Annotated in this window: 17 protein-coding genes; 8 read left to right on the forward strand and 9 right to left on the reverse strand. The window is 45.6% G+C overall.

The genetic code is table 11. The annotated features are described in order from the left end of the window. Positions 1 to 37: 37 nt before the first annotated feature. Positions 38 to 454, forward strand: a complete 417-nt coding sequence (locus tag TOL_RS12835) for a GFA family protein (protein WP_015487773.1) — start codon at positions 38 to 40, stop codon at positions 452 to 454. 45 nt (positions 455 to 499) lie between these two features. On the opposite strand, the gene TOL_RS12840 is transcribed toward TOL_RS12835, so the two are convergent. The 4 genes from TOL_RS12840 to TOL_RS12855 form a co-directional block, all read right to left on the reverse strand. Next, a complete protein-coding gene (locus tag TOL_RS12840) occupies positions 500 to 982 on the reverse strand; it encodes a LabA-like NYN domain-containing protein (RefSeq protein ID WP_015487774.1) in 483 nt (160 codons plus the stop codon). Between the two features lie 123 nt (positions 983 to 1,105). Next, complete coding sequence (gene eat / locus TOL_RS12845; RefSeq protein WP_015487775.1) at positions 1,106 to 2,509, reverse strand: ethanolamine permease; 1,404 nt, start codon at positions 2,507 to 2,509, stop codon at positions 1,106 to 1,108. Between the two features lie 64 nt (positions 2,510 to 2,573). Further along, positions 2,574 to 3,449 (reverse strand): ethanolamine ammonia-lyase subunit EutC, encoded by an 876-nt coding sequence (eutC, locus tag TOL_RS12850; RefSeq protein ID WP_015487776.1) that lies wholly within the window; start codon positions 3,447 to 3,449, stop codon positions 2,574 to 2,576. Continuing rightward, positions 3,446 to 4,852 carry an ethanolamine ammonia-lyase subunit EutB gene (locus TOL_RS12855; RefSeq protein WP_015487777.1) on the reverse strand — a complete coding sequence of 469 codons (1,407 nt, stop codon included), beginning with the start codon at positions 4,850 to 4,852 and terminating at the stop codon, positions 3,446 to 3,448. The genes eutC and TOL_RS12855 overlap by 4 nt, the downstream gene beginning before the upstream one ends. 199 nt (positions 4,853 to 5,051) lie before the next feature. On the opposite strand from TOL_RS12855, the gene TOL_RS12860 reads away from it, so the two are divergent. Then, positions 5,052 to 6,005, forward strand: coding sequence for a helix-turn-helix domain-containing protein (locus TOL_RS12860; RefSeq protein WP_015487778.1), 954 nt, complete (start codon positions 5,052 to 5,054; stop codon positions 6,003 to 6,005). A gap of 68 nt (positions 6,006 to 6,073) precedes the next feature. On the opposite strand, the gene TOL_RS12865 is transcribed toward TOL_RS12860, so the two are convergent. From TOL_RS12865 to TOL_RS12875, 3 genes are read right to left on the reverse strand one after another with little or no spacing between them, the layout of a single operon-like run. Further along, on the reverse strand, positions 6,074 to 6,652 hold the full coding sequence (locus TOL_RS12865) for an NADPH-dependent FMN reductase (RefSeq protein WP_015487779.1): 579 nt from the start codon (positions 6,650 to 6,652) through the stop codon (positions 6,074 to 6,076). A 45-nt stretch (positions 6,653 to 6,697) separates the two neighbouring features. Continuing rightward, a complete protein-coding gene (locus TOL_RS12870; protein ID WP_015487780.1) occupies positions 6,698 to 7,369 on the reverse strand; it encodes a glutathione S-transferase family protein in 672 nt (223 codons plus the stop codon). Positions 7,370 to 7,421: 52 nt separating this feature from the next. Next, entirely contained in the window at positions 7,422 to 8,033 is a 612-nt protein-coding gene (locus TOL_RS12875; protein WP_015487781.1) for a glutathione S-transferase family protein, read from the reverse strand. A 196-nt stretch (positions 8,034 to 8,229) separates the two neighbouring features. Here TOL_RS12875 and TOL_RS18465 point away from each other — a divergent pair, with 196 nt between their 5' ends. Next, positions 8,230 to 8,811, forward strand: a complete 582-nt coding sequence (locus tag TOL_RS18465) for a TetR/AcrR family transcriptional regulator (protein ID WP_015487782.1) — start codon at positions 8,230 to 8,232, stop codon at positions 8,809 to 8,811. Between the two features lie 15 nt (positions 8,812 to 8,826). On the opposite strand, the gene TOL_RS12885 is transcribed toward TOL_RS18465, so the two are convergent. Next, positions 8,827 to 9,735: a response regulator transcription factor gene (locus TOL_RS12885; protein WP_015487783.1), complete on the reverse strand. Its 909-nt coding sequence runs from the start codon at positions 9,733 to 9,735 to the stop codon at positions 8,827 to 8,829. Beyond that, positions 9,722 to 13,135: an ATP-binding protein gene (locus TOL_RS12890; RefSeq protein WP_041588500.1), complete on the reverse strand. Its 3,414-nt coding sequence runs from the start codon at positions 13,133 to 13,135 to the stop codon at positions 9,722 to 9,724. The genes TOL_RS12885 and TOL_RS12890 overlap by 14 nt, the downstream gene beginning before the upstream one ends. Positions 13,136 to 13,409: 274 nt before the next feature. On the opposite strand from TOL_RS12890, the gene urtA reads away from it, so the two are divergent. The 5 genes from urtA (at position 13,410) to urtE (ending at position 18,312) form a co-directional block, all read left to right on the forward strand. After that, positions 13,410 to 14,663 carry an urea ABC transporter substrate-binding protein gene (gene urtA / locus TOL_RS12895; RefSeq protein ID WP_015487785.1) on the forward strand — a complete coding sequence of 418 codons (1,254 nt, stop codon included), beginning with the start codon at positions 13,410 to 13,412 and terminating at the stop codon, positions 14,661 to 14,663. Positions 14,664 to 14,736: 73 nt separating this feature from the next. Continuing rightward, positions 14,737 to 15,663, forward strand: coding sequence for an urea ABC transporter permease subunit UrtB (urtB, locus tag TOL_RS12900; protein ID WP_015487786.1), 927 nt, complete (start codon positions 14,737 to 14,739; stop codon positions 15,661 to 15,663). 13 nt (positions 15,664 to 15,676) lie between these two features. Then, positions 15,677 to 16,861 (forward strand): urea ABC transporter permease subunit UrtC, encoded by a 1,185-nt coding sequence (gene urtC, locus TOL_RS12905; protein ID WP_015487787.1) that lies wholly within the window; start codon positions 15,677 to 15,679, stop codon positions 16,859 to 16,861. Then, positions 16,848 to 17,612 (forward strand): urea ABC transporter ATP-binding protein UrtD, encoded by a 765-nt coding sequence (urtD, locus tag TOL_RS12910; RefSeq protein ID WP_015487788.1) that lies wholly within the window; start codon positions 16,848 to 16,850, stop codon positions 17,610 to 17,612. The genes urtC and urtD overlap by 14 nt, the downstream gene beginning before the upstream one ends. Before the next feature lie 10 nt (positions 17,613 to 17,622). Then, entirely contained in the window at positions 17,623 to 18,312 is a 690-nt protein-coding gene (gene urtE / locus TOL_RS12915) for an urea ABC transporter ATP-binding subunit UrtE (RefSeq protein WP_015487789.1), read from the forward strand. Positions 18,313 to 18,319: the final 7 nt, after the last annotated feature.

The following is an 18,319-nucleotide window of genomic DNA, read 5'->3' on the forward strand; positions in this document are numbered from 1 at the left end:
GAGGTCAAATCTAGTTGGCTAACAACAGGAGAATACGATGACGACATCTTTTACCGGAGGTTGTTTATGCGGATTAGTTCGCTATCAAATCAATGGCAACCCTATACGCTTTTACCACTGCCATTGCAGTCGCTGTCGCAAAGCTAGCGGAACCGGCAATGCATCAAACTTAATGGTCGAGCTAGAAAGTTATCAGTGGACGAAGGGCGAACATCTCATTAAGCATTTTAAGGTGCCGGAAGCGGAGCGCTTTACCAATTATTTTTGCAGCGAATGCGGAAGCCCGCTACCAAAGATTCGCCCGAACATGGGGATTGCCGTTATACCAGCGGGCACTTTAGATAGCGCCCCAGCAATGAAACCACAAGCACATATTTTTTGGACTTCACGCATAGAATGGTCGTGTGAATCAGGAGACTTGCCGGTATTTGAGGAATATCAAAGCGATAGTTAAACGCGACGTTACAACAAAAATAGTCGAGCAACTGAATGCGAGAGTTTACTTACGCCCTAACAATAATGACTCACTAATCGACACAAACTCATCCGCAGCATTAATGAGTGACTGAGCCGTTAATGCTGCCGCGCCATATACTACCGTTTTAGCCCCATCTCGTTTTACGCGCTCCAATGCTAAATCGAAGTCGCCGTCGCCAGATAACAATACAACAAGATCAGATTTAGGCGCGGCATCAAGTAAATCAATAGTAATACCCACATCCCAGTCACCTTTGGCCGAACCATCGCGGCGCTGAATAAAAGGTTTTAGCCGTACTTCAAAACCAATTTGATGCAGGATACGCTGAAAATTCATTTGCGCGGCATCGCCACGATCAATCGCATAAGCGACGGCACGCACGACCTCTCGGCCTTGAGTAATTTCATCCCAAAATGCCTGATAGTTGAAATGACGACCGAAGGTCTGACGCGTGGTGTAGTAAATGTTTTGCACATCGACGAAAATCGAAATACGTTCTGCCATGGAATGTCCATTCAAACTATCTGAAATTAACGACTAGCATAACACCACTTTCCCGACCGGACTAAAATTCCAAAAAAAGGCCGCTAAATAGCGGCCTTAAAGCAGATGCCAATAGAACTATAATCAACCAGCTACGGCTAAATCCGACTCAGCTTCAGCCAACATAGCAAACTCTTCGTCCGCTGATTTAGCAACTAAGTGCTTACTGCTGTAACCGAAATAATAAGCGGCACCAATGACGAACAATACGATGGTGAAGAAGAATGCGCGCGGATCAAAAGCATAGACACCCGTTAATGCAATCAAAGACAAGACCAAAGCAATACCAGAAGTGGCAATACCACCTGGAGTTTTATAAGGGCGCACTAACTCAGGTTGTTTTATACGCAATAAAATATGGCTAAGCGCCATTAACGCATATGACACAGTTGCACCGACAACCGCCATCGCCAACATAAGATCACCTTCGCCGCTCAACGAGGCTAAGAAGCCAAAAATACCCGGGACGATTAAAGCGCGCGCTGGCACCTTACGTTCAGTGGTTACCGATAATGCTTTTGGTAAATATCCAGCACGAGAAAGCGCAAAAACCAAACGGCTGTAGCCATAGATAATTGAGAAGAAAGAGGCAACCAAACCTGCCAGACCAAGCACGTTTACCAGAGTCGCTAAACTTGCATTACCTGTTGCATTCAATGCATCCACTAGAGGCACCGCACTGGCACCCATTGCCGTAGCACCTGCGGCACCCGGAACTAACACAACTACCAGTAGCGCAGTAAATAACAAGAAGATCATGGCTCCGATAATACCTTTAGGCACGTCTTTACCCGGATCTTTGGCTTCTTCAGCAGCCAAAGGTACACCTTCTACTGCTAAGAATAACCACATAGCAAAAGGTAAAGCTGCCCAAACACCATACCAACCGAGCGGTAACATCTCGCTCGCGCCAGCCGCATCCGTAGCAGCAATATCAAATAGCAACGCAGAATCAAAACTTGGAATAAGCGCAACGCCCGTCGCGATGATCGCAAATACCGCCAAACCGCTGATCACCATCATAACTTTTAGCGCTTCACCTACACCCGCCAAATGAATACCGACGAATACTAAATAAAATGCGGCATATACCCAGGGGCCATTCACCCCAATTAAAGACTCCACCGCCGACCCGATAAATATGACGATAGCGGCAGGCGCTAAGGCATATTCGATTAAAACAGCTAACCCAGTCATGTATCCACCGGCAGGTCCCATTGCTTGACGAGCGAAGCTGTAGCCGCCGCCAGCGGCGGGAATCGCTGCCGACATTTCAGCCAGCGACAGCACTAAGGTTAAATACATAATCGCCATTAATACCGCAGCGATAGCAAAACCACCCCAACCGGCTTCGGCAATACCAAAGTTCCAACCGGCGAAATCACCGGAAATAACATATGAAACACCTAAGCCTGCTAGAAGAATCCAGCCTGCTGTGCCGCGCTTTAATTGCCGTTTGGCAAGATACTCTTGATTTTCATTCGACATGATTAACCCTCTTTTCTGTGCAATTTTTAAATCAGTTTTTAAATGGGTAAAAAGCCATCCCGCTCTATTCAGAAAGCAGGAAGTTCTTCTGTTCAACGTGATGCTCAATAACATCATCTTGAGTACGATCTTTTAGATTCACGCCCGAAAGCTTCAAACGTCGAGCTTCGCGCAATAAATATAAAGCACGACGCGCCGCTTCTGGATATTGCAGTCCGGCAGGACGAATATTGGAAATACAGTTACGACTGGCGTCGTTAAGACCCGATTTAGGATTCCATGTTAGGTATAAACCTAAACTGTCGGGCGAACTTAACCCCGGACGCTCACCAATCAATACCAACACCGCGCGGGCATTGAGTAGCTCACCAATATCATCCCCAATCGCTACTCGGCCCTGCTCTACAATGGTGATCGGTGAGAGTGACCATGGCTGATCTTCGGCTATTAGTAGTTCAGATAGCTGCTCAATAAACGGCACCGCATTTTTTTGCACCGCTAACGACGACAGTCCATCGACAACAACAATAGCAAGATCGTATTCAGGCTCAGCATGAGGCGCAGTGGGGCTGTTATCTAAGTTATTAGCCATAAATTGAATTAGTTTTTGCCGCGACTCGTCACTCAGTGCACGGCCTTGGTCGGGGCGTTGTAAATACGTGATTCTGTCTACGGCTTGGCTATGCAAACCAAGTGTTTTTTGATTAGGAATTAGCCCTACTAAGCTTTTGATATCACGGCAAATAGCTTCGGCATCCAGCGGAAAATGCACTGCATCACGCGCCTGAGCATGAGATAACTGAAAAGCTAACATCTCTTTGGTGGGCAAACTAACACCGGCACGGCCTAAGCCGATTCGCGCATCGGTAAATTCGCGCAAGCGCCGCCATGGGTTATTGACGACTTTGCCATTTTCTTCATGTTCGTTAATGTCGCTCACAAGCCACCTCCCGGCAAAGCTTTTAGCGAACGTGCAAAAGGCTCAGGTAATGAATCATTTAAAATATGCTGATTGGCATTTTTCATAATCTGCATTTTCGTTAGCCAATGTTCAAACTCAGGGGCAGGACGTGAGCCCAACACACGACGCACATATAGCGCATCGTGAAATGATGTCGTTTGATAATTCAGCATGATGTCGTCAGAACCGGGAATCCCCATGATAAACGAGCAGCCAGCAACACCTAATAAAGTAAGTAAGTTGTCCATATCATTTTGATCAGCTTCGGCATGATTGGTGTAGCAAACATCGCAGCCCATTGGCACACCGAGTAATTTTCCGCAGAAGTGATCTTCTAGTCCGGCACGGGTAATTTCTTTACCGTCGAATAAATATTCAGGGCCAATAAAGCCGACAACAGTATTGACCAATAAAGGTTTAAATTTTCGTGCCACAGCATAAGCGCGCACTTCGCAGGTTTGTTGATCTAAACCATGATGCGCATTAGCTGACAACGCACTGCCCTGACCTGTTTCAAAGTACATAACATTATTACCGACATTACCGCGTCGTAAACTCAGAGCGGCGTCTTGGGCTTCAGCGAGGGTATTTAAATTAAAACCAAAACTGGAATTCGTTGCTTCAGTACCACCGATAGACTGAAACACTAAATCGACCGGGGCTCCGGCTTCTATACATTCAATGGTATTAGTAACGTGAGTTAACACACAGGATTGAGTCGGAATTTCATACTTCTCAATCACATCACTCATCAAATTCATGAGCTGAATTGCCTGCGCTACGTTATCTGTTGCCGGATTAATACCAATAACGGCGTCACCACTACCGTAAAGCAAGCCATCTAAAATACTGGCGGCTATTCCATTTACATCATCGGTTGGATGGTTCGGTTGTAGACGAGTTGATAAGTGCCCCGGCAAACCTATAGTGTTGCGAAAGGCAGTAGTAACATGACATTTTTTAGCAACTAGAATTAAATCTTGGTTGCGCATAATTTTACTGACAGCCGCGGCCATCTCTGGCGTAACACCCATACGAATACTGGCTAAAACACTGGGTGTTGCATGATCACTGAGCAGCCAATTACGGAAATCGCCAACCGTTAAGTGAGCAATAGGCGCAAAGGCTTTATCATCATGCTCATCAATAATAAGGCGGGTTATTTCATCGCTCTCGTAAGGAATAAGTACGTCATTTAAAAAGGTTGTTAATGGCACATCGGCCAACGTCATTTGTGCGACTGCACGTTCTTCTGCCGATAACGCAATCACTCCAGCTAAACGATCACCAGATCGCGCAGGCGTTGCTTTTGCCATTAACTCGGCAAGATTGCGAAATTGATAGGTCTTGCTACCCAGCGTGTAGCAATATGACTTACTCATGTGTTCACCTCAGGAACGAAACTTGCTGTACTCTTTTACAGAGTCCACTTTTCTATAATGTGGAAGATGCGATATATATTCCGACCGACTATCAAATTTTGGCAAACCTTTGTTTTCGCTGGAAAATCAGGTGGTTAGCGAATATCAAAGGCCGTAAACTTATTGCGAAGTCATTAAATAGAGGCAATAACGCTCACCCATGCAGCACGAACCACATCTGAGCGCACCGGAGAAGTGCATCAGTGAAGCAAGGGACGCAGACGAACATGCCCACAACCTGACAAATTGGCAGCAAGAATACGATCAATTAAGTGATGGCAGCTTTTATGGTCGTATTGATGAAGTAACGTTAGAGGGTTTGCAGGTATTTAAAGAGCATACCAATCGCTCTTTACGTCAGCAGTGTAATGTCTGGGCAGACTCTATCTGGCTGGGGATTCCCGCACGGCCATCGGATAGTCGTATTAACGGCTTAGTGATTGGCAATGATCAACTCATGTGCCGTCCTGGCAGCTGCGACTTTGAATTAATGACGCCAGAAAAATATGATATCTACGGCATCGTGGTGAAACAGGATGTGCTATTACAAGCTGCCGAGATTCAAGGTTTAGCTCTTAAAGGTTTGTCTTTCAACGAATATCCGCGTCTAACCGTGCAACAAAAAACGCTAGATGATGTACGTTATTTATTGGAACGAGTGTTAAACCACAACGCCAATGGATTAAATAATCAAATGCAGCAAGATGTGGTGACGATGGGGCTACTTCGGCTTTTACAGGAAGAGACACCGTCCTCATCGCCAGCTCCCAGCTACGCGCATAGAAAGGCCGTCGTTGATCGCGTTAAAGAATATTTAGCAACCCATGCAGATGCACCCGTCACTATGACCGAGCTATGTGAATTAACGCACGTCAGTCGTCGCACACTGCAATACAGCTTTGAAACTATTTTAGGCATAAGCCCACTGCGCTTTTTGCGCACAGCGCGATTGAACCGTGTTCGACGTAATCTGAGCGACCCATTGTCAGACAGCTCAGTGGCTGTTGTCGCAGCGAACTGGGGATTTTGGCACCCCGGACAATTTGCAAAAGACTACAAGCAACTGTTTGGTGAAAATCCATCCGAAACGGTTAAGCGTGTGAAACACAGTTGAAATTTATAAATTTCAACTAACAGACAATAAAAAGCCCCGACTGTCGGGGCTTTTTTTTCAATGAAATCTTACGACATACCATTACCGTACTCTTTAAAGCGCGAACATAAATATTCACGCTGCGGTGCCAGTGCCGTTATATAGGTTTGTAATTGATCGATGGCAAACGCCGCACGCTCATGTAAATACGTATCTGATTTAGAGTTTTCACCCGTCCATAAAGTCCCGACGTTGCGCAGTAACAAATGCTCGGGAGTATAAAGAAGCCTAGAGTTTTTATAGCCACTGCCGCGCATTTCAGCGATCACAAACGCACCGCCACTCGAAGCCGAGACACCAACGAGTAAGGTCGGCTTATGTGCTAGGTGACTGGCATTGCACCATAGCAAAAGATTTTTTAAGCCAGCAGGCGCCATGCCATGCCATTCAGGAATAACAAAAATAAAGCCATCAGCCTGCTGTAACGTATTTTGTACAGCGACCACCGTTGCCGTTGCTGCACTGCCATCCCATAGCGGTAAGTCCGCTTCATTTAGATCGACGATACTGGCTTCGCCATTTAGGTGCTCATCATTCAAATGATGAGCAATACGCAAGCTTTGGGAGTCAGCGCGGTGACTTGCGCTAACAATGGCGATTTTAGACATAAATATTCCTACCGTACTTGAAAAATCAAAGGGCCGATCATCAAGCTATTTTTGAATAATCGTCTGCCCCGTTTGCGTAACCGTATCTTTATCGCCGCGAGCAGGCAAGCGAATACCGGCTTGCACCGCAGGACGCTCACGAATTCGTTGAATCCAAGCCTGCAGGTTGTCGAGCCCTGAAATATCAATACCCGACCACTCGTAAGTATGAGCCCAGCACCAGTTAGCGATATCGGCAACGCTGTATTCTCCACGATTTTCGCCAACTAAATAGTCACGTTCTGCTAATGCTGAATCCAGTACAGTCAACAATCGCCGACCTTCGTTTTGGTAACGATCAATAGCCGGTTGAATTTTTTCAGGGAAATAGCGAAAGAAGACGTTGGCTTGTCCCATCATAGGACCAACCCCGCCCATTTGAAACATTAACCACTGTATCACTTGAGATTTTTCTTTAGCGTTATTGCCCAGTAATTTACCAGCCTTTTCAGCCAGATAAATCATAATTGCGCCCGATTCAAATACCGCAAAATTGTCTTCGCCATGATCAATTAACGCAGGAATTCGACCATTCGGATTGATCTTTAAAAACCATGCTTCTTTCTGTGCGTTACTGCCTAAATCAATCGGCGTCAACGTATACGGAAGTTGCAGTTCTTCGAGTAACACCGTGGCTTTCCAACCATTCGGCGTTGCTGCACTGTATAGCTCTAACATCACTATGTCCTCATGTGTTAGCTGCCTCAGTGCAGCTAATAACCACTACATTTTATGCTGTATATGATGGTCGCTCTTTCATAGCCGCATGCCAACGTTGAATCGAAGGGTATTCATCACCGATACGTATTTTAATAACACGAGCAAAATCTATCGCACAGATGGCTGTAATATCGGCGATGGAAAACTCACTCCCAGCAACCCAAGTATTATCCGCCAGCTGTTTTTCTAGGATCGGTAGAATTTTCAATACATTCCCTACGCATTCTTTGCCCCAAGCTTCTACCGGCGTCATGCGGTCTTTAAAAAAGCCGCTGAGATGCTGAAAGCCCATTGCCACGCTAATGACTAAGCCTAACTCCATGCGGTGATCCCACATATCAATACGAGCTCGATCTTCTACTGTCTTACCAAACAGGCTTCCGCCATCAAAGCGCTCGTCGAGATAACGACAAATAGCACCGGTTTCTGCTAGGCAAAAACCATCATCAAGCTCCAATACAGGCACTTTTCCAAATGGATTTTTTGCACAAAATTCTGGGGTTAGATTCCCCCCAGCACCCAACTCTATCGGCACGATCTCTACGTCCGGAATACCTTTTTCTGCCAGTACCATACGAACGCGACGAGGGTTTGGCGCTTGATTGTTGTCATACAGTTTCATGGAACTTCCTCTACATGCCCTAACGAGCGCGGATTGATGCACGATCAATAGATACCTTTGACGGTTAGCTATCAATGCAATAATTTCAAAGCACACCTTATCAGAATGCTCATTCTGTATTACACTAGCCGAGAGCGATGGGACAGGTCAAGAGAACTTATGACCATATTCAAAATAATCAGTCGAGGCAGTTGCTATGGCGCGAACGCGCAGTTTTGATCCTGAACAGGTATTACAACAAGCCATGATGTTGTTTTGGCAGCAGGGCTTTGAACGCCTGTCGATGGAACAACTGGTGAAGCACTTGGGTGTCAATCGCTACAGCCTCTATGAGACCTTTGGTAACAAACAAGCCTTATTTGAATTGTCGCTGGAGCGCTATATCGCGGTGGTATTTGAATTTATGCAAATGCCGCTAAAGGAGCATAAAGGCAAAGCAGCTTTAACTGCCTTTTGTCAGAAGTTTCGTGATCAGCTACAACGAACGAATGCTAACAACGGTTGCTTAATGTTCAACAGCCTGCAAGCGAAAACGCCAATGTCTGATACTGCACTCCAGAATTTGCATACCGCCATAGAAAAGCAACAAACTCTATTGCTGCAGCGTATTATAGAAGCCCAGACGGAAAATGAGTTCAAACGTCAGTTTAAACCGGAGGCCGCTGCGCAGTTTATTGCCGCACAAACCCGCTTATTACTTAATACTCGCCGTGATCAGGGCATAGAAGCAATGACCACCATAGCCGACTTTTTAATTGCCGATATTGAAGCTTGGTAGCCAAGCAATCGTATTTTATAAAGAATTTAAAAAACCTAAACTCACAGCGGTTGCACTGGCACGGTTCTCGACGCCCAACTTAGGAAATATTTGCTCTAAATGCTTATTCACTGTGCGTGGGCTCATGGCTAAAATCTGCGCAATATCACGATTGGTTTTGCCACGCGATAACCACATCAACACTTCGGCTTCGCGTTCAGTTAATAAAAACTTCTGGCGCAATTCAGCTTGTAATACATTGTCATCGTCGTTAATTAATCGTAATAAATATTCAGCAGGCGACGGTCGGCCTAAATAGCGAACTTGCAGCGAATGCGCTCCCAGCTCTAATTTACTATGACTATTACGCTCGGGTGCTCTTGCTAACCAAGGTGCTATATCGCTGCGAATTAACGTTTCTAGTTCACTCTCTGAGCTCCCGAGCGTTTGTAATAACTCTCGGGTTTTTACCGTACTCCAGAGCATTTCCCCGTGAATATTACAAGCAAAGGCTGGTTGCCCCATTTCATCCAGAGCGCTACGTGCACTGCGTGTTTTACGCGCATTACTCAAATGCACATGCACGCGAGCTAACAGCTCATCTATGTTCACGGGCTTAGTAATATAATCGACACCACCTACTTCTAAGCCACGCAAGACATGCTCACTATCGCTCAAGCCTGTCATAAAAATCACAGGGATATCGTGCAATTCATTGCGTTTTTTTAATGTTTCACAAGCCGTAAAGCCATCCATCGTTGGCATAATGGCATCCAACAAAATTAGGTCTGGTATCATACGTTCGGTAATACTCAGCGCCTGAGTACCATCCATCGCGAGTAATACTGTGTATCCCGCAGACGTCAGCGCTTCGTTCATCATAGCGAGAGATTCTGCTGCATCATCCGCAACCAGCACGATTCCTTTAGATTCAGGCCTGATCACGGGATAACACCTTTTGGTTAGTAGAAATGATGGTCGCAAACTGGTACGACGCAAGGTAGCGTTTCATTTGCTGGACAAAAACTGGGTGCTCTCCCGAGCTTTCAATGCGCACTAAAATCTTCTCCACGCCATCAACATAACCCAATTCTGCCATCGCGATTAATTCGCGCGCATCGGCATGACTAATATCAATAATCTCGGCATCTGCAGTCTTTACTTCATTAACGGGTACATCATCTTTATAAATCCACTGTAAGGACAACGCTGCAGCCAGTTTATCGAGCAATACCTGATCACGAATCGGTTTAATTAAATAATCGTCATTTAAACGCTCGACATTATCTGTGCCGTTTTGTCTCTGATTGTGCTCGTGGCTTTCTTCTGCATCCGCAGACGCCATAATAATAGGTGCGGTAATATTTCTGTGGCGCAATTCTTTGACTAGCTCCCAACCCGTCATCTCGGGCATAGAAATATCGAGGAAGAATAGATCGACCGATACAGTATCAATCGCCTCTAAACAGGCGAAGGCGTTGGTTGCTTCAAGCACTATAAAGCCAAGCGGTGATAAAATTTCACTAATTAACCCCCGATGCGATGCATCATCGTCGACAACCATGACGGTGCGCTGCGGACCATGATAAGAATCTATCTCTCGTACCTGAGTTGTCCGCTGCAAAGGCATAGAAACACTCGATAACATGAGCGACAGCTTAAAACGACTCCCCTGCCCTGGATCACTTTTTAGTGTGATTTCGCCACCCATAATATCGGTTAACAATTTACTGATGGTTAAACCTAGGCCAGTACCGGGCATTTGCGGTTGTCCTGCTTTGCGAATACGTTCAAATGGCTGAAATATTCGCTCCATTTCTTTAGAGTCTATCCCGACCCCCGTATCCTCAACAGAGAATTCGGCGACTTGGCTACGATAGCGCACAGATAAAGTTACCGATCCGCTATGAGTAAACTTAACCGCATTGGATAATAAATTAATCAGAATTTGGCGTAGATGCTTCTCGTCTGTCGTGACCACAGCCGGCAGATGCGGCGATGGTCGATAATAAAAAGCGATACCTTTATTCTCGGCTTGTAGCGAAAACATATCCACCAGTTCTTGCAACATACTACGGATAGCCACTTCTTCGCGCCGGATCTCCAATCGTCCTGCTTCAATACGAGATATATCGAGCAAGCCTTCGATCAAATCCGCTAAATGCTCACCACTGCGACGAACGAGTTTCACTTTGCTTAGCTGAGAAGTATCAAGGTTTTTGTCTTTTTCTAGTAACTGCGCATACCCTAAAATCGAATTCAATGGGCTGCGTAATTCATGACTAATACCGCCTAAATATCGGCTTTTAGCACGGTTAGCCGCCTCTGCTAAGTCTTTGGCATCCTGTAAGGCTCGATCCGTTGCCTCATGCGCACTGATTTCTTGAGTGAGTAATTCGGTTTGTCGCATGGATTCATCTAACGCAAATTGCCGACTTTCATTCGCTAATACAAATAACCAAATCAATACGCCAATAATAATGAGTAACAGAAAATACACTTGCACTAGCGTTGTGCCGACCATAGATTGCACAGCATCCGCAGTAGGCACCTGGAGATACACCAGCCAAAACAGTACGGCGACAGTAAAAGCAATGATGCTAAGAAAACCACTGAACTGCATTAAGCGAGGATTCATACGCCGGACTAACCAGACAGGTAATACTGTTTCGAGCAAAGATTGTAGTTGATCACCAAGACGTGCCTTTTCTTTGCACTGATCATGACAGCGAGCTTCTAAGGAACAGCAAAGCGAGCAAATATGACCGCCATAAGCAGGGCACTGCGCAATATCTTCAAGATCAAAGGTGTTTTCACAGACGACACACTCAGTCAGCATCGAGTGCGGATTAACCGGAACGATAGGTATAATTTCACGCGCAAGATAGAAGCGTCCTTTGGTCACGAACGCAATAATAGGCGCGGTAACAAACGCAGTTAGCAAGGCAACATACGGCGCCATGGCCTGTGCCTCCGGACCAACAACTCCGACATAGCAAATAATACCGAGTAATGAAGCCAAGATCATAGCGCCACAACCAACGGGGTTAACGTCGTATAAGTAGGCGCGCTTGAACTCTATGTGTTTCGGACTCAGCCCCAATGGTTTGTTAATCACTAAATCTGCGACCAGTGCTCCAACCCAAGCCACGGCCACATTGGCATAGATACCAAGGATATGGACGAGTGATTCATAGACACCCAGCACCATAAGCAACAAGGCAATCATGACGTTAAACACCAGCCATACTACCCGCCCGGGATGACTGTGCGTTAAGCGCGAAAAGAAGTTAGACCACGCAATAGAGCCAGCATAGGCATTAGTTACGTTAATCTTGACCTGACAAAGAATCACAAAAACACCCGTAACCGCCATCACGACCATGGGTGAATCAAACAAATATCCAAATGCGACCCGATATATTTGCGTAGGGTCACTGGCATCACTGACGTTCAAACCGTGACTCAACGCCAGCACGGCTAAAAAGGAACCGCCGAGTAATTTAATAAAACCAACAACAATCCAGCCTGGCCCTGCGCCCATTAGCGCAGTCCACCAACGTAACTTATGCTTTTTATCGGGTTCTGGTAAAAACCGAAGAAAATCGACCTGCTCACCGATTTGCGCGATTAAGGAAAAAATAACGGCCGATGCAGCACCAAAAAAGACCAAATTAAAGCCACCGCTACCAATTGGTGCGCTTTCAGTTACTCGTTCGATCCCAGTAAATTGCACCCACGTCAGAGTAGCTGACCACTCATGCCACAGGATAAATACAAATGGGGCTAACTGCAGAACCAACCAAATTGGCTGAGTCCACAATTGGAAACGGCTGATTAAAGTAATGCCGTGCGTTACCAAAGGAATGACAATAATGGCACTGAGTAAATAGCCAAACATCAATGGCAGACCAAACAGAATATCCAATGCGGAGGCCATGATGGCCGATTCAAGTGCGAAGAAGATGAAAGTAAATGATGCGTAGATCAGTGACGTAATGGTCGAGCCGATATAACCAAAACCAGCTCCACGGCTAAGTAAATCAATATCAACGCCGTATTTAGCCGCGTAGTAGCTGATTGGAATAGCCGTTAAGAAAATAACTAAAGAGACTGCCATAAAGGCATAAAACGCATTATCGAAACCATACAGTAAGGTTACCGTAGCTCCGATTGCCTCTAAGGCTAAAAATGAAATAGCACCTAACGCCGTATTCGATACCCGAGCTGCCGACCAGCGTCGCGCACTTTTAGCGGTAAAGCGTAATGCAAAATCTTCGAGAGTCTGATTCGCGACCCAACGATTATAACTTCGTCGAGCCTTAAAGACCTGTTGATCGCTCATTGTAGAACATGCCCCTAGCTGCAAATGTAACATTTACTTCACAGCCGTTATTTTTGGAATGCTGTCCTTGCAATGCCTTATAGTTTTGACCCGCGAGAACAACTTCTATCAATCGCACGCCCATGCGTCAAGACAGTAATCACATCCTGTGCCAACCACTATGCGTTAAATGACGTATGCCTATGGTGCGAATAGCGAATTCTTTGCTTTCGTGACTTTCTGCATTCTAACGGTGTTCCCATTCCGAACCCACAAACGTCAGAGAGGCTACACCATGCGCTCAAAAACGCTTAACCCTACCAGCGGTGTTCGTCGCCGTACCTTACTTAAAAGTTTACTCGCCATTCCTGCGGCCGTGATGTTGGCAAACGCCAACTTTGCCAATGCTGATATGGTCAACACCACAGGCTTAGCCGTTACCGACGACACGGTAACTGTGGGTATCCTGCACTCAGTGACAGGTACTATGGCCATCAGTGAGACAGGTTCTGTACAAGCTGAGAAATTAGCGATTAAACAGATCAATGCCATGGGTGGTGTATTAGGTCGTAAGATCGAGTATATCCAAGAAGACGGCGCTAGCGATTGGCCAACCTTCGCTGAAAAAGCCAAAAAATTATTGGTGAGCGATAAAGTTGCAGCCATCATGGGTTGCTGGACATCAGCATCACGTAAAGCTGTTTTACCAGTAATGGAACAGTACAACGGTATGTTGTTCTACCCTACCTTCTATGAAGGCTTGGAGCAGTCTCCTAACGTTATTTACACTGGCCAAGAAGCTACTCAGCAGATCCTTGAAGGTATCGACTGGGCATCACGTGTTAAAGGTGCAAAATCATTCTACCTACTAGGTTCAGATTACATTTGGCCACGTACATCTAACAAGATCGCGCGCAAGCACATCGAAAAATTGGGTCTTAAAACGGTTGGCGAAGAGTACTACCCATTAGGCCACACTCAGTTCAACTCTGTTATCAACAAAATCAAACTGAAAAAGCCTGATGTTGTATTCATCTCAGTCGTTGGTGGTTCTAACGTTGCGTTCTACAAGCAGCTAAAAGCCGCTGGTATTGAAATGGGCAAAGAAAAGCCATTATTCCTAACCATCTCAGTAACTGAAGATGAAATCTTGGGTATCGGTGGCGAAAACATCGAAGGCATCTATGCCTCTATGAAGTACTTCCAAAGCCTGCCTAACGAAAACAACAAAAAATTCGTTGCGGCATTTAAAGAAGAGTATGGCGACGACATCGTTATCGGTGACGTAACTCAAGCAGCCTACCTTGGCCCTTGGATCTGGAAAGCAGCGGTTGAAAAAGCCGGTTCCTTCGATATTGATAAAATCAAAGAAACCTTGCCAGGTATCGAAATCACAGCAGCTCCTGAAGGCTACGTTAAAGTGCATGAAAACCATCACTTGTGGTCTAAAACACGCATCGGTCATGCAAAGTTAGACGGCCAATATGACGTAGTTTATGAAAGCCCAGAGCTAATTGAACCTAACCCATTCCCTGCCGGATACCAGTAAGTAACAACAGCGGCTCCTACCTTGGAGCCGCTACTTACTACTTAGCTTTATTTTTTCCACCGGGAGATTACCTATGTTTGCTGAATATAGCGCAGCCGAACTGACCTCCATCTTTGCTATGCAAGGATTTGCCGGTCTAATTTTATTCTCAGTTTTTGTTTTGATGGCACTCGGTCTGGCGATTATTTTCGGCCAAATGGGTGTTATTAATATGGCTCACGGCGAATTTATGATTCTCGGAGCTTACGTTACCTACTTAACCTCAAATGTATTCGCTAATTACCTGCCAGGTATTTACGAAGCTTATTTCTTTGTCGCCATGATAATAGCGTTTTTTGTCACGGGGGCACTCGGGGCCTTTGTCGAATGGGCGATGATTCGCCACCTGTACAAGCGTCCTCTCGATACTCTATTAGCAACTTGGGGCCTAAGCCTGATCATGCAGCAACTTTACCGTACCATTTTCGGCGCGCGTGAAGTAGGTGTTGTACTACCCGATTGGCTGATGGGTTCTTATCAAGTTACCGACATGATCGAAGTGCCTATTAACGGTATTTTCGTGATGATTTTAACCATCGTTATTTCCACTGGTGTGTGGTTAATGATGCAAAAGTCGCGTCTAGGCAAACAAACCCGCGCAGTAGTACAAAATCGTCCGATGGCTGCTGCAGTTGGTATTGATACCGGCCGTGTCGATCGTCTGACATTTGCCCTTGGTTGCGGTATCGCTGGCATTGCCGGATCTGCTTTCACTATGGTGGGGTCTACCGGTCCAACCTCTGGCCAGCTTTATATTGTTGATACTTTCCTTGTCGTTGTATTCGGCGGCGCGACTAGCCTACTCGGAACTATCGCCTCTGCGTTCACCATCTCTCAAGCTCAATCGACAATGGAATTCTTCTTAAGTGGTTCGATGGCCAAAGTATTAACACTACTGACGGTAGTGATAATTCTGATGCTTCGCCCTGAAGGCCTATTCTCACTCAAGATTCGCCGCTAAGGAGTCGTACATTATGTTAACCAAAGCTCGCGATTTTTTAATGAAAGGTGACATCACTCACCTGATTATTCTGGCAGCGATTATCTTTGTAATCATGCCGCTAACAATGGATATCTTTCGCCTCAATCTAGTAGGTAAATACCTTACTTACGCTTTTGTGGCTTTAGGATTAGTACTGTGCTGGGGTTATGGCGGCGTACTCAGTTTAGGCCAAGGAGTATTTTTCGGTTTAGGTGGCTATTGCATGGCCATGTATTTAAAACTTCAGGCATCCACTCCTGAATTAACCGCAATCCAATCGACTCCGGGCATACCCGATTTTATGGATTGGAACCAAATAACCGAACTACCTTGGTTTTGGGAACCATTCCATAGCTTTGCCTTTACTGTACTTGCCGTATTTATTATCCCTGCCATATTCGCTTACATCATTGGCGTTGCCATGTTTAAGCGTCGCGTAGGTGGTGTTTACTTCGCCATTATTACCCAAGCAGTAGCCGCCATTTTGACCATTCTTATTATCGGTCAACAAGGTTACACCGGAGGTGTGAACGGCATTACCGACTTACGTACCTTAAATGGCTGGGATATTCGTACCGATGAAGCCAAGTATGTTTTGTACTTCATCAACGGCTTGTTATTGTTCGGCGCTATTTTCGCATCGCGTTATGTTGTGAAAAGCAAATTAGGTCGCTTACTTGTCGCTATGCGCGAACGTGAAGACCGTGTGCGCTTCTCTGGATACGACGTATCTAACTTTAAGATTTTCATCTTCTGTTTAGCAGCAGCGATCTCGGCTGTTGGCGGCGCGATGTTCACTTTACAAGTGGGCTTTATGTCGCCTTCTTTCGTCGGCATCGTGCCCTCTATTGAGATGGTGATTTTCTGTGCTGTTGGCGGTCGTCTATCAATATTAGGCGCTATTTACGGAACATTAATCGTTAACTTCGCCAAAACAACCTTCTCAGAAAGCTTCCCAGAACTTTGGCTATTCGCCATGGGCGCACTCTTCATTGGTGTGGTAATGGCGTTCCCGAACGGTATTGCTGGTGTATATCAAAGCCATATTTCTCCATGGCTTGCGAAGAAGTTTGGTAGCACGCCAAAAGATGAAGAAACTCCAACTATGGCGACTAAAAAGCACTCTGTTGAATCCAATGAAGCCCAAGTAAAGGAGCCTAGCCATGCTGGAAACTAATAAGCATATAGAGCAAAAAGATTTCGTGCTCAGTATTGAAGGGCTAACCGTTTCGTTTGACGGATTCAAAGCAGTTAACGATTTATCGCTTTACGTCGAAGAACAAGAAATTCGCGTCATTATCGGCCCTAATGGTGCCGGTAAAACAACCGTACTCGATTTAATTTGTGGTCGTACTAAGGCGACTGAAGGATCAATTAAATTCAAAGGCAAAGAATTAACCAAGCTCAATGAACACCAAATTGTTCATGCGGGTGTTGGTCGTAAATTTCAAAACCCTTCGATTTATGAAGATTTGACCGTCTTTGAAAACCTTGAGCTATCTTTCCCTCGCGGTCGCAATGTTTGGGGAGCCTTGTTCTTCAAACGAGACCAAGAAGTAAAGGATAAAGTAAAAGAAATTGCCGAGATGATTTTTCTCGGCGACAAATTAAATATGCAAGCCGACCTACTAAGTCACGGGCAAAAACAATGGTTAGAAATCGGTATGTTGTTAATTCAGGATCCTGAATTACTCATGCTCGATGAGCCTGTTGCTGGAATGTCAGTGTCCGAACGCAAACAAACAGCCGACTTATTACACCGTATAACTAAAGATCGTTCGGTACTGGTAATTGAACACGACATGCAATTTGTCGCGGACATCGCCGACCGTGTAACCGTTTTGCATCAAGGCAAAGTTCTGTCGGAAGGTTCGATGGAACGCGTGCAAGCCGATCCAAAAGTCATTGAAGTTTATCTCGGCCATTGAGGATAACCGTATGTTTGAATTAGCAGATTATGGTGTGGCTTATGGCCAGAGTGACGTCATCAAAGATATGAACTTGACGTTAAAGCCAAAAGAAATCATCGCGGTACTTGGCCGTAATGGCATGGGTAAAACCACCATGATGAAGTCAATGATTGGCATGATTCCGAGCAAAGCAGGCACGATTACCTTAAATGGCAACGACTTATCTGGCTTACAAAGCCATCAGCGTGTAGCCGCCGGCTTAGGTTTTGTGCCACAAGGTCGAATGATTTTTTCAACCTTAACGGTACAAGAGAATATCGAAACTGGCTTAACCGTTACCGGCAAATCCACCGTACCTGAAGACCTGTATGAGTTGTTTCCAGTACTGCTCGAAATGAAAGATCGTCGCGGCGGCAACCTTTCTGGTGGCCAACAGCAACAACTTGCTATCGCTCGCGCACTTGCGAGTAATCCGAGCGTACTACTACTGGATGAACCAACCGAGGGGATTCAGCCATCCATTATTAAAGAAATGGCACGCACGCTGAAGAAAATTCGCGATCAGCGCAACCTATCCATCTTAGTTTCGGAGCAAGTGCTAAGTTTTGCGCTCGATATTGCCGATCGGATTTTGGTTATCGAAAAAGGAAAAATTGTACACGACGTACCAATTGCCGAGGCTGACCAAGCCAGTATTGCTAAGTATTTATCGGTTTAATTATTTA

Origin of the sequence: Thalassolituus oleivorans MIL-1 (assembly GCF_000355675.1) — a bacterium.
GTDB lineage: Bacteria > Pseudomonadota > Gammaproteobacteria > Pseudomonadales > Oceanobacteraceae > Thalassolituus > Thalassolituus oleivorans.

What these genes read in the sequence shown, in the direction of transcription:
- TOL_RS12865 (WP_015487779.1), bottom strand. Translation starts at nt 6,652, where the DNA reads ATGTCTAAAATCGCCATTGTTAGCGCAAGTCACCGCGCTGACTCCCAA.
- TOL_RS18465 (WP_015487782.1), top strand. Translation starts at nt 8,230, where the DNA reads ATGGCGCGAACGCGCAGTTTTGATCCTGAACAGGTATTACAACAAGCC.
- TOL_RS12890 (WP_041588500.1), bottom strand. Translation starts at nt 13,135, where the DNA reads ATGAGCGATCAACAGGTCTTTAAGGCTCGACGAAGTTATAATCGTTGG.
- urtA (WP_015487785.1), top strand. Translation starts at nt 13,410, where the DNA reads ATGCGCTCAAAAACGCTTAACCCTACCAGCGGTGTTCGTCGCCGTACC.
- eat (WP_015487775.1), bottom strand. Translation starts at nt 2,509, where the DNA reads ATGTCGAATGAAAATCAAGAGTATCTTGCCAAACGGCAATTAAAGCGC.
- TOL_RS12860 (WP_015487778.1), top strand. Translation starts at nt 5,052, where the DNA reads ATGCAGCACGAACCACATCTGAGCGCACCGGAGAAGTGCATCAGTGAA.
- TOL_RS12870 (WP_015487780.1), bottom strand. Translation starts at nt 7,369, where the DNA reads ATGTTAGAGCTATACAGTGCAGCAACGCCGAATGGTTGGAAAGCCACG.
- urtB (WP_015487786.1), top strand. Translation starts at nt 14,737, where the DNA reads ATGTTTGCTGAATATAGCGCAGCCGAACTGACCTCCATCTTTGCTATG.
- TOL_RS12835 (WP_015487773.1), top strand. Translation starts at nt 38, where the DNA reads ATGACGACATCTTTTACCGGAGGTTGTTTATGCGGATTAGTTCGCTAT.
- TOL_RS12855 (WP_015487777.1), bottom strand. Translation starts at nt 4,852, where the DNA reads ATGAGTAAGTCATATTGCTACACGCTGGGTAGCAAGACCTATCAATTT.
- urtE (WP_015487789.1), top strand. Translation starts at nt 17,623, where the DNA reads ATGTTTGAATTAGCAGATTATGGTGTGGCTTATGGCCAGAGTGACGTC.
- urtC (WP_015487787.1), top strand. Translation starts at nt 15,677, where the DNA reads ATGTTAACCAAAGCTCGCGATTTTTTAATGAAAGGTGACATCACTCAC.
- TOL_RS12875 (WP_015487781.1), bottom strand. Translation starts at nt 8,033, where the DNA reads ATGAAACTGTATGACAACAATCAAGCGCCAAACCCTCGTCGCGTTCGT.
- TOL_RS12840 (WP_015487774.1), bottom strand. Translation starts at nt 982, where the DNA reads ATGGCAGAACGTATTTCGATTTTCGTCGATGTGCAAAACATTTACTAC.
- urtD (WP_015487788.1), top strand. Translation starts at nt 16,848, where the DNA reads ATGCTGGAAACTAATAAGCATATAGAGCAAAAAGATTTCGTGCTCAGT.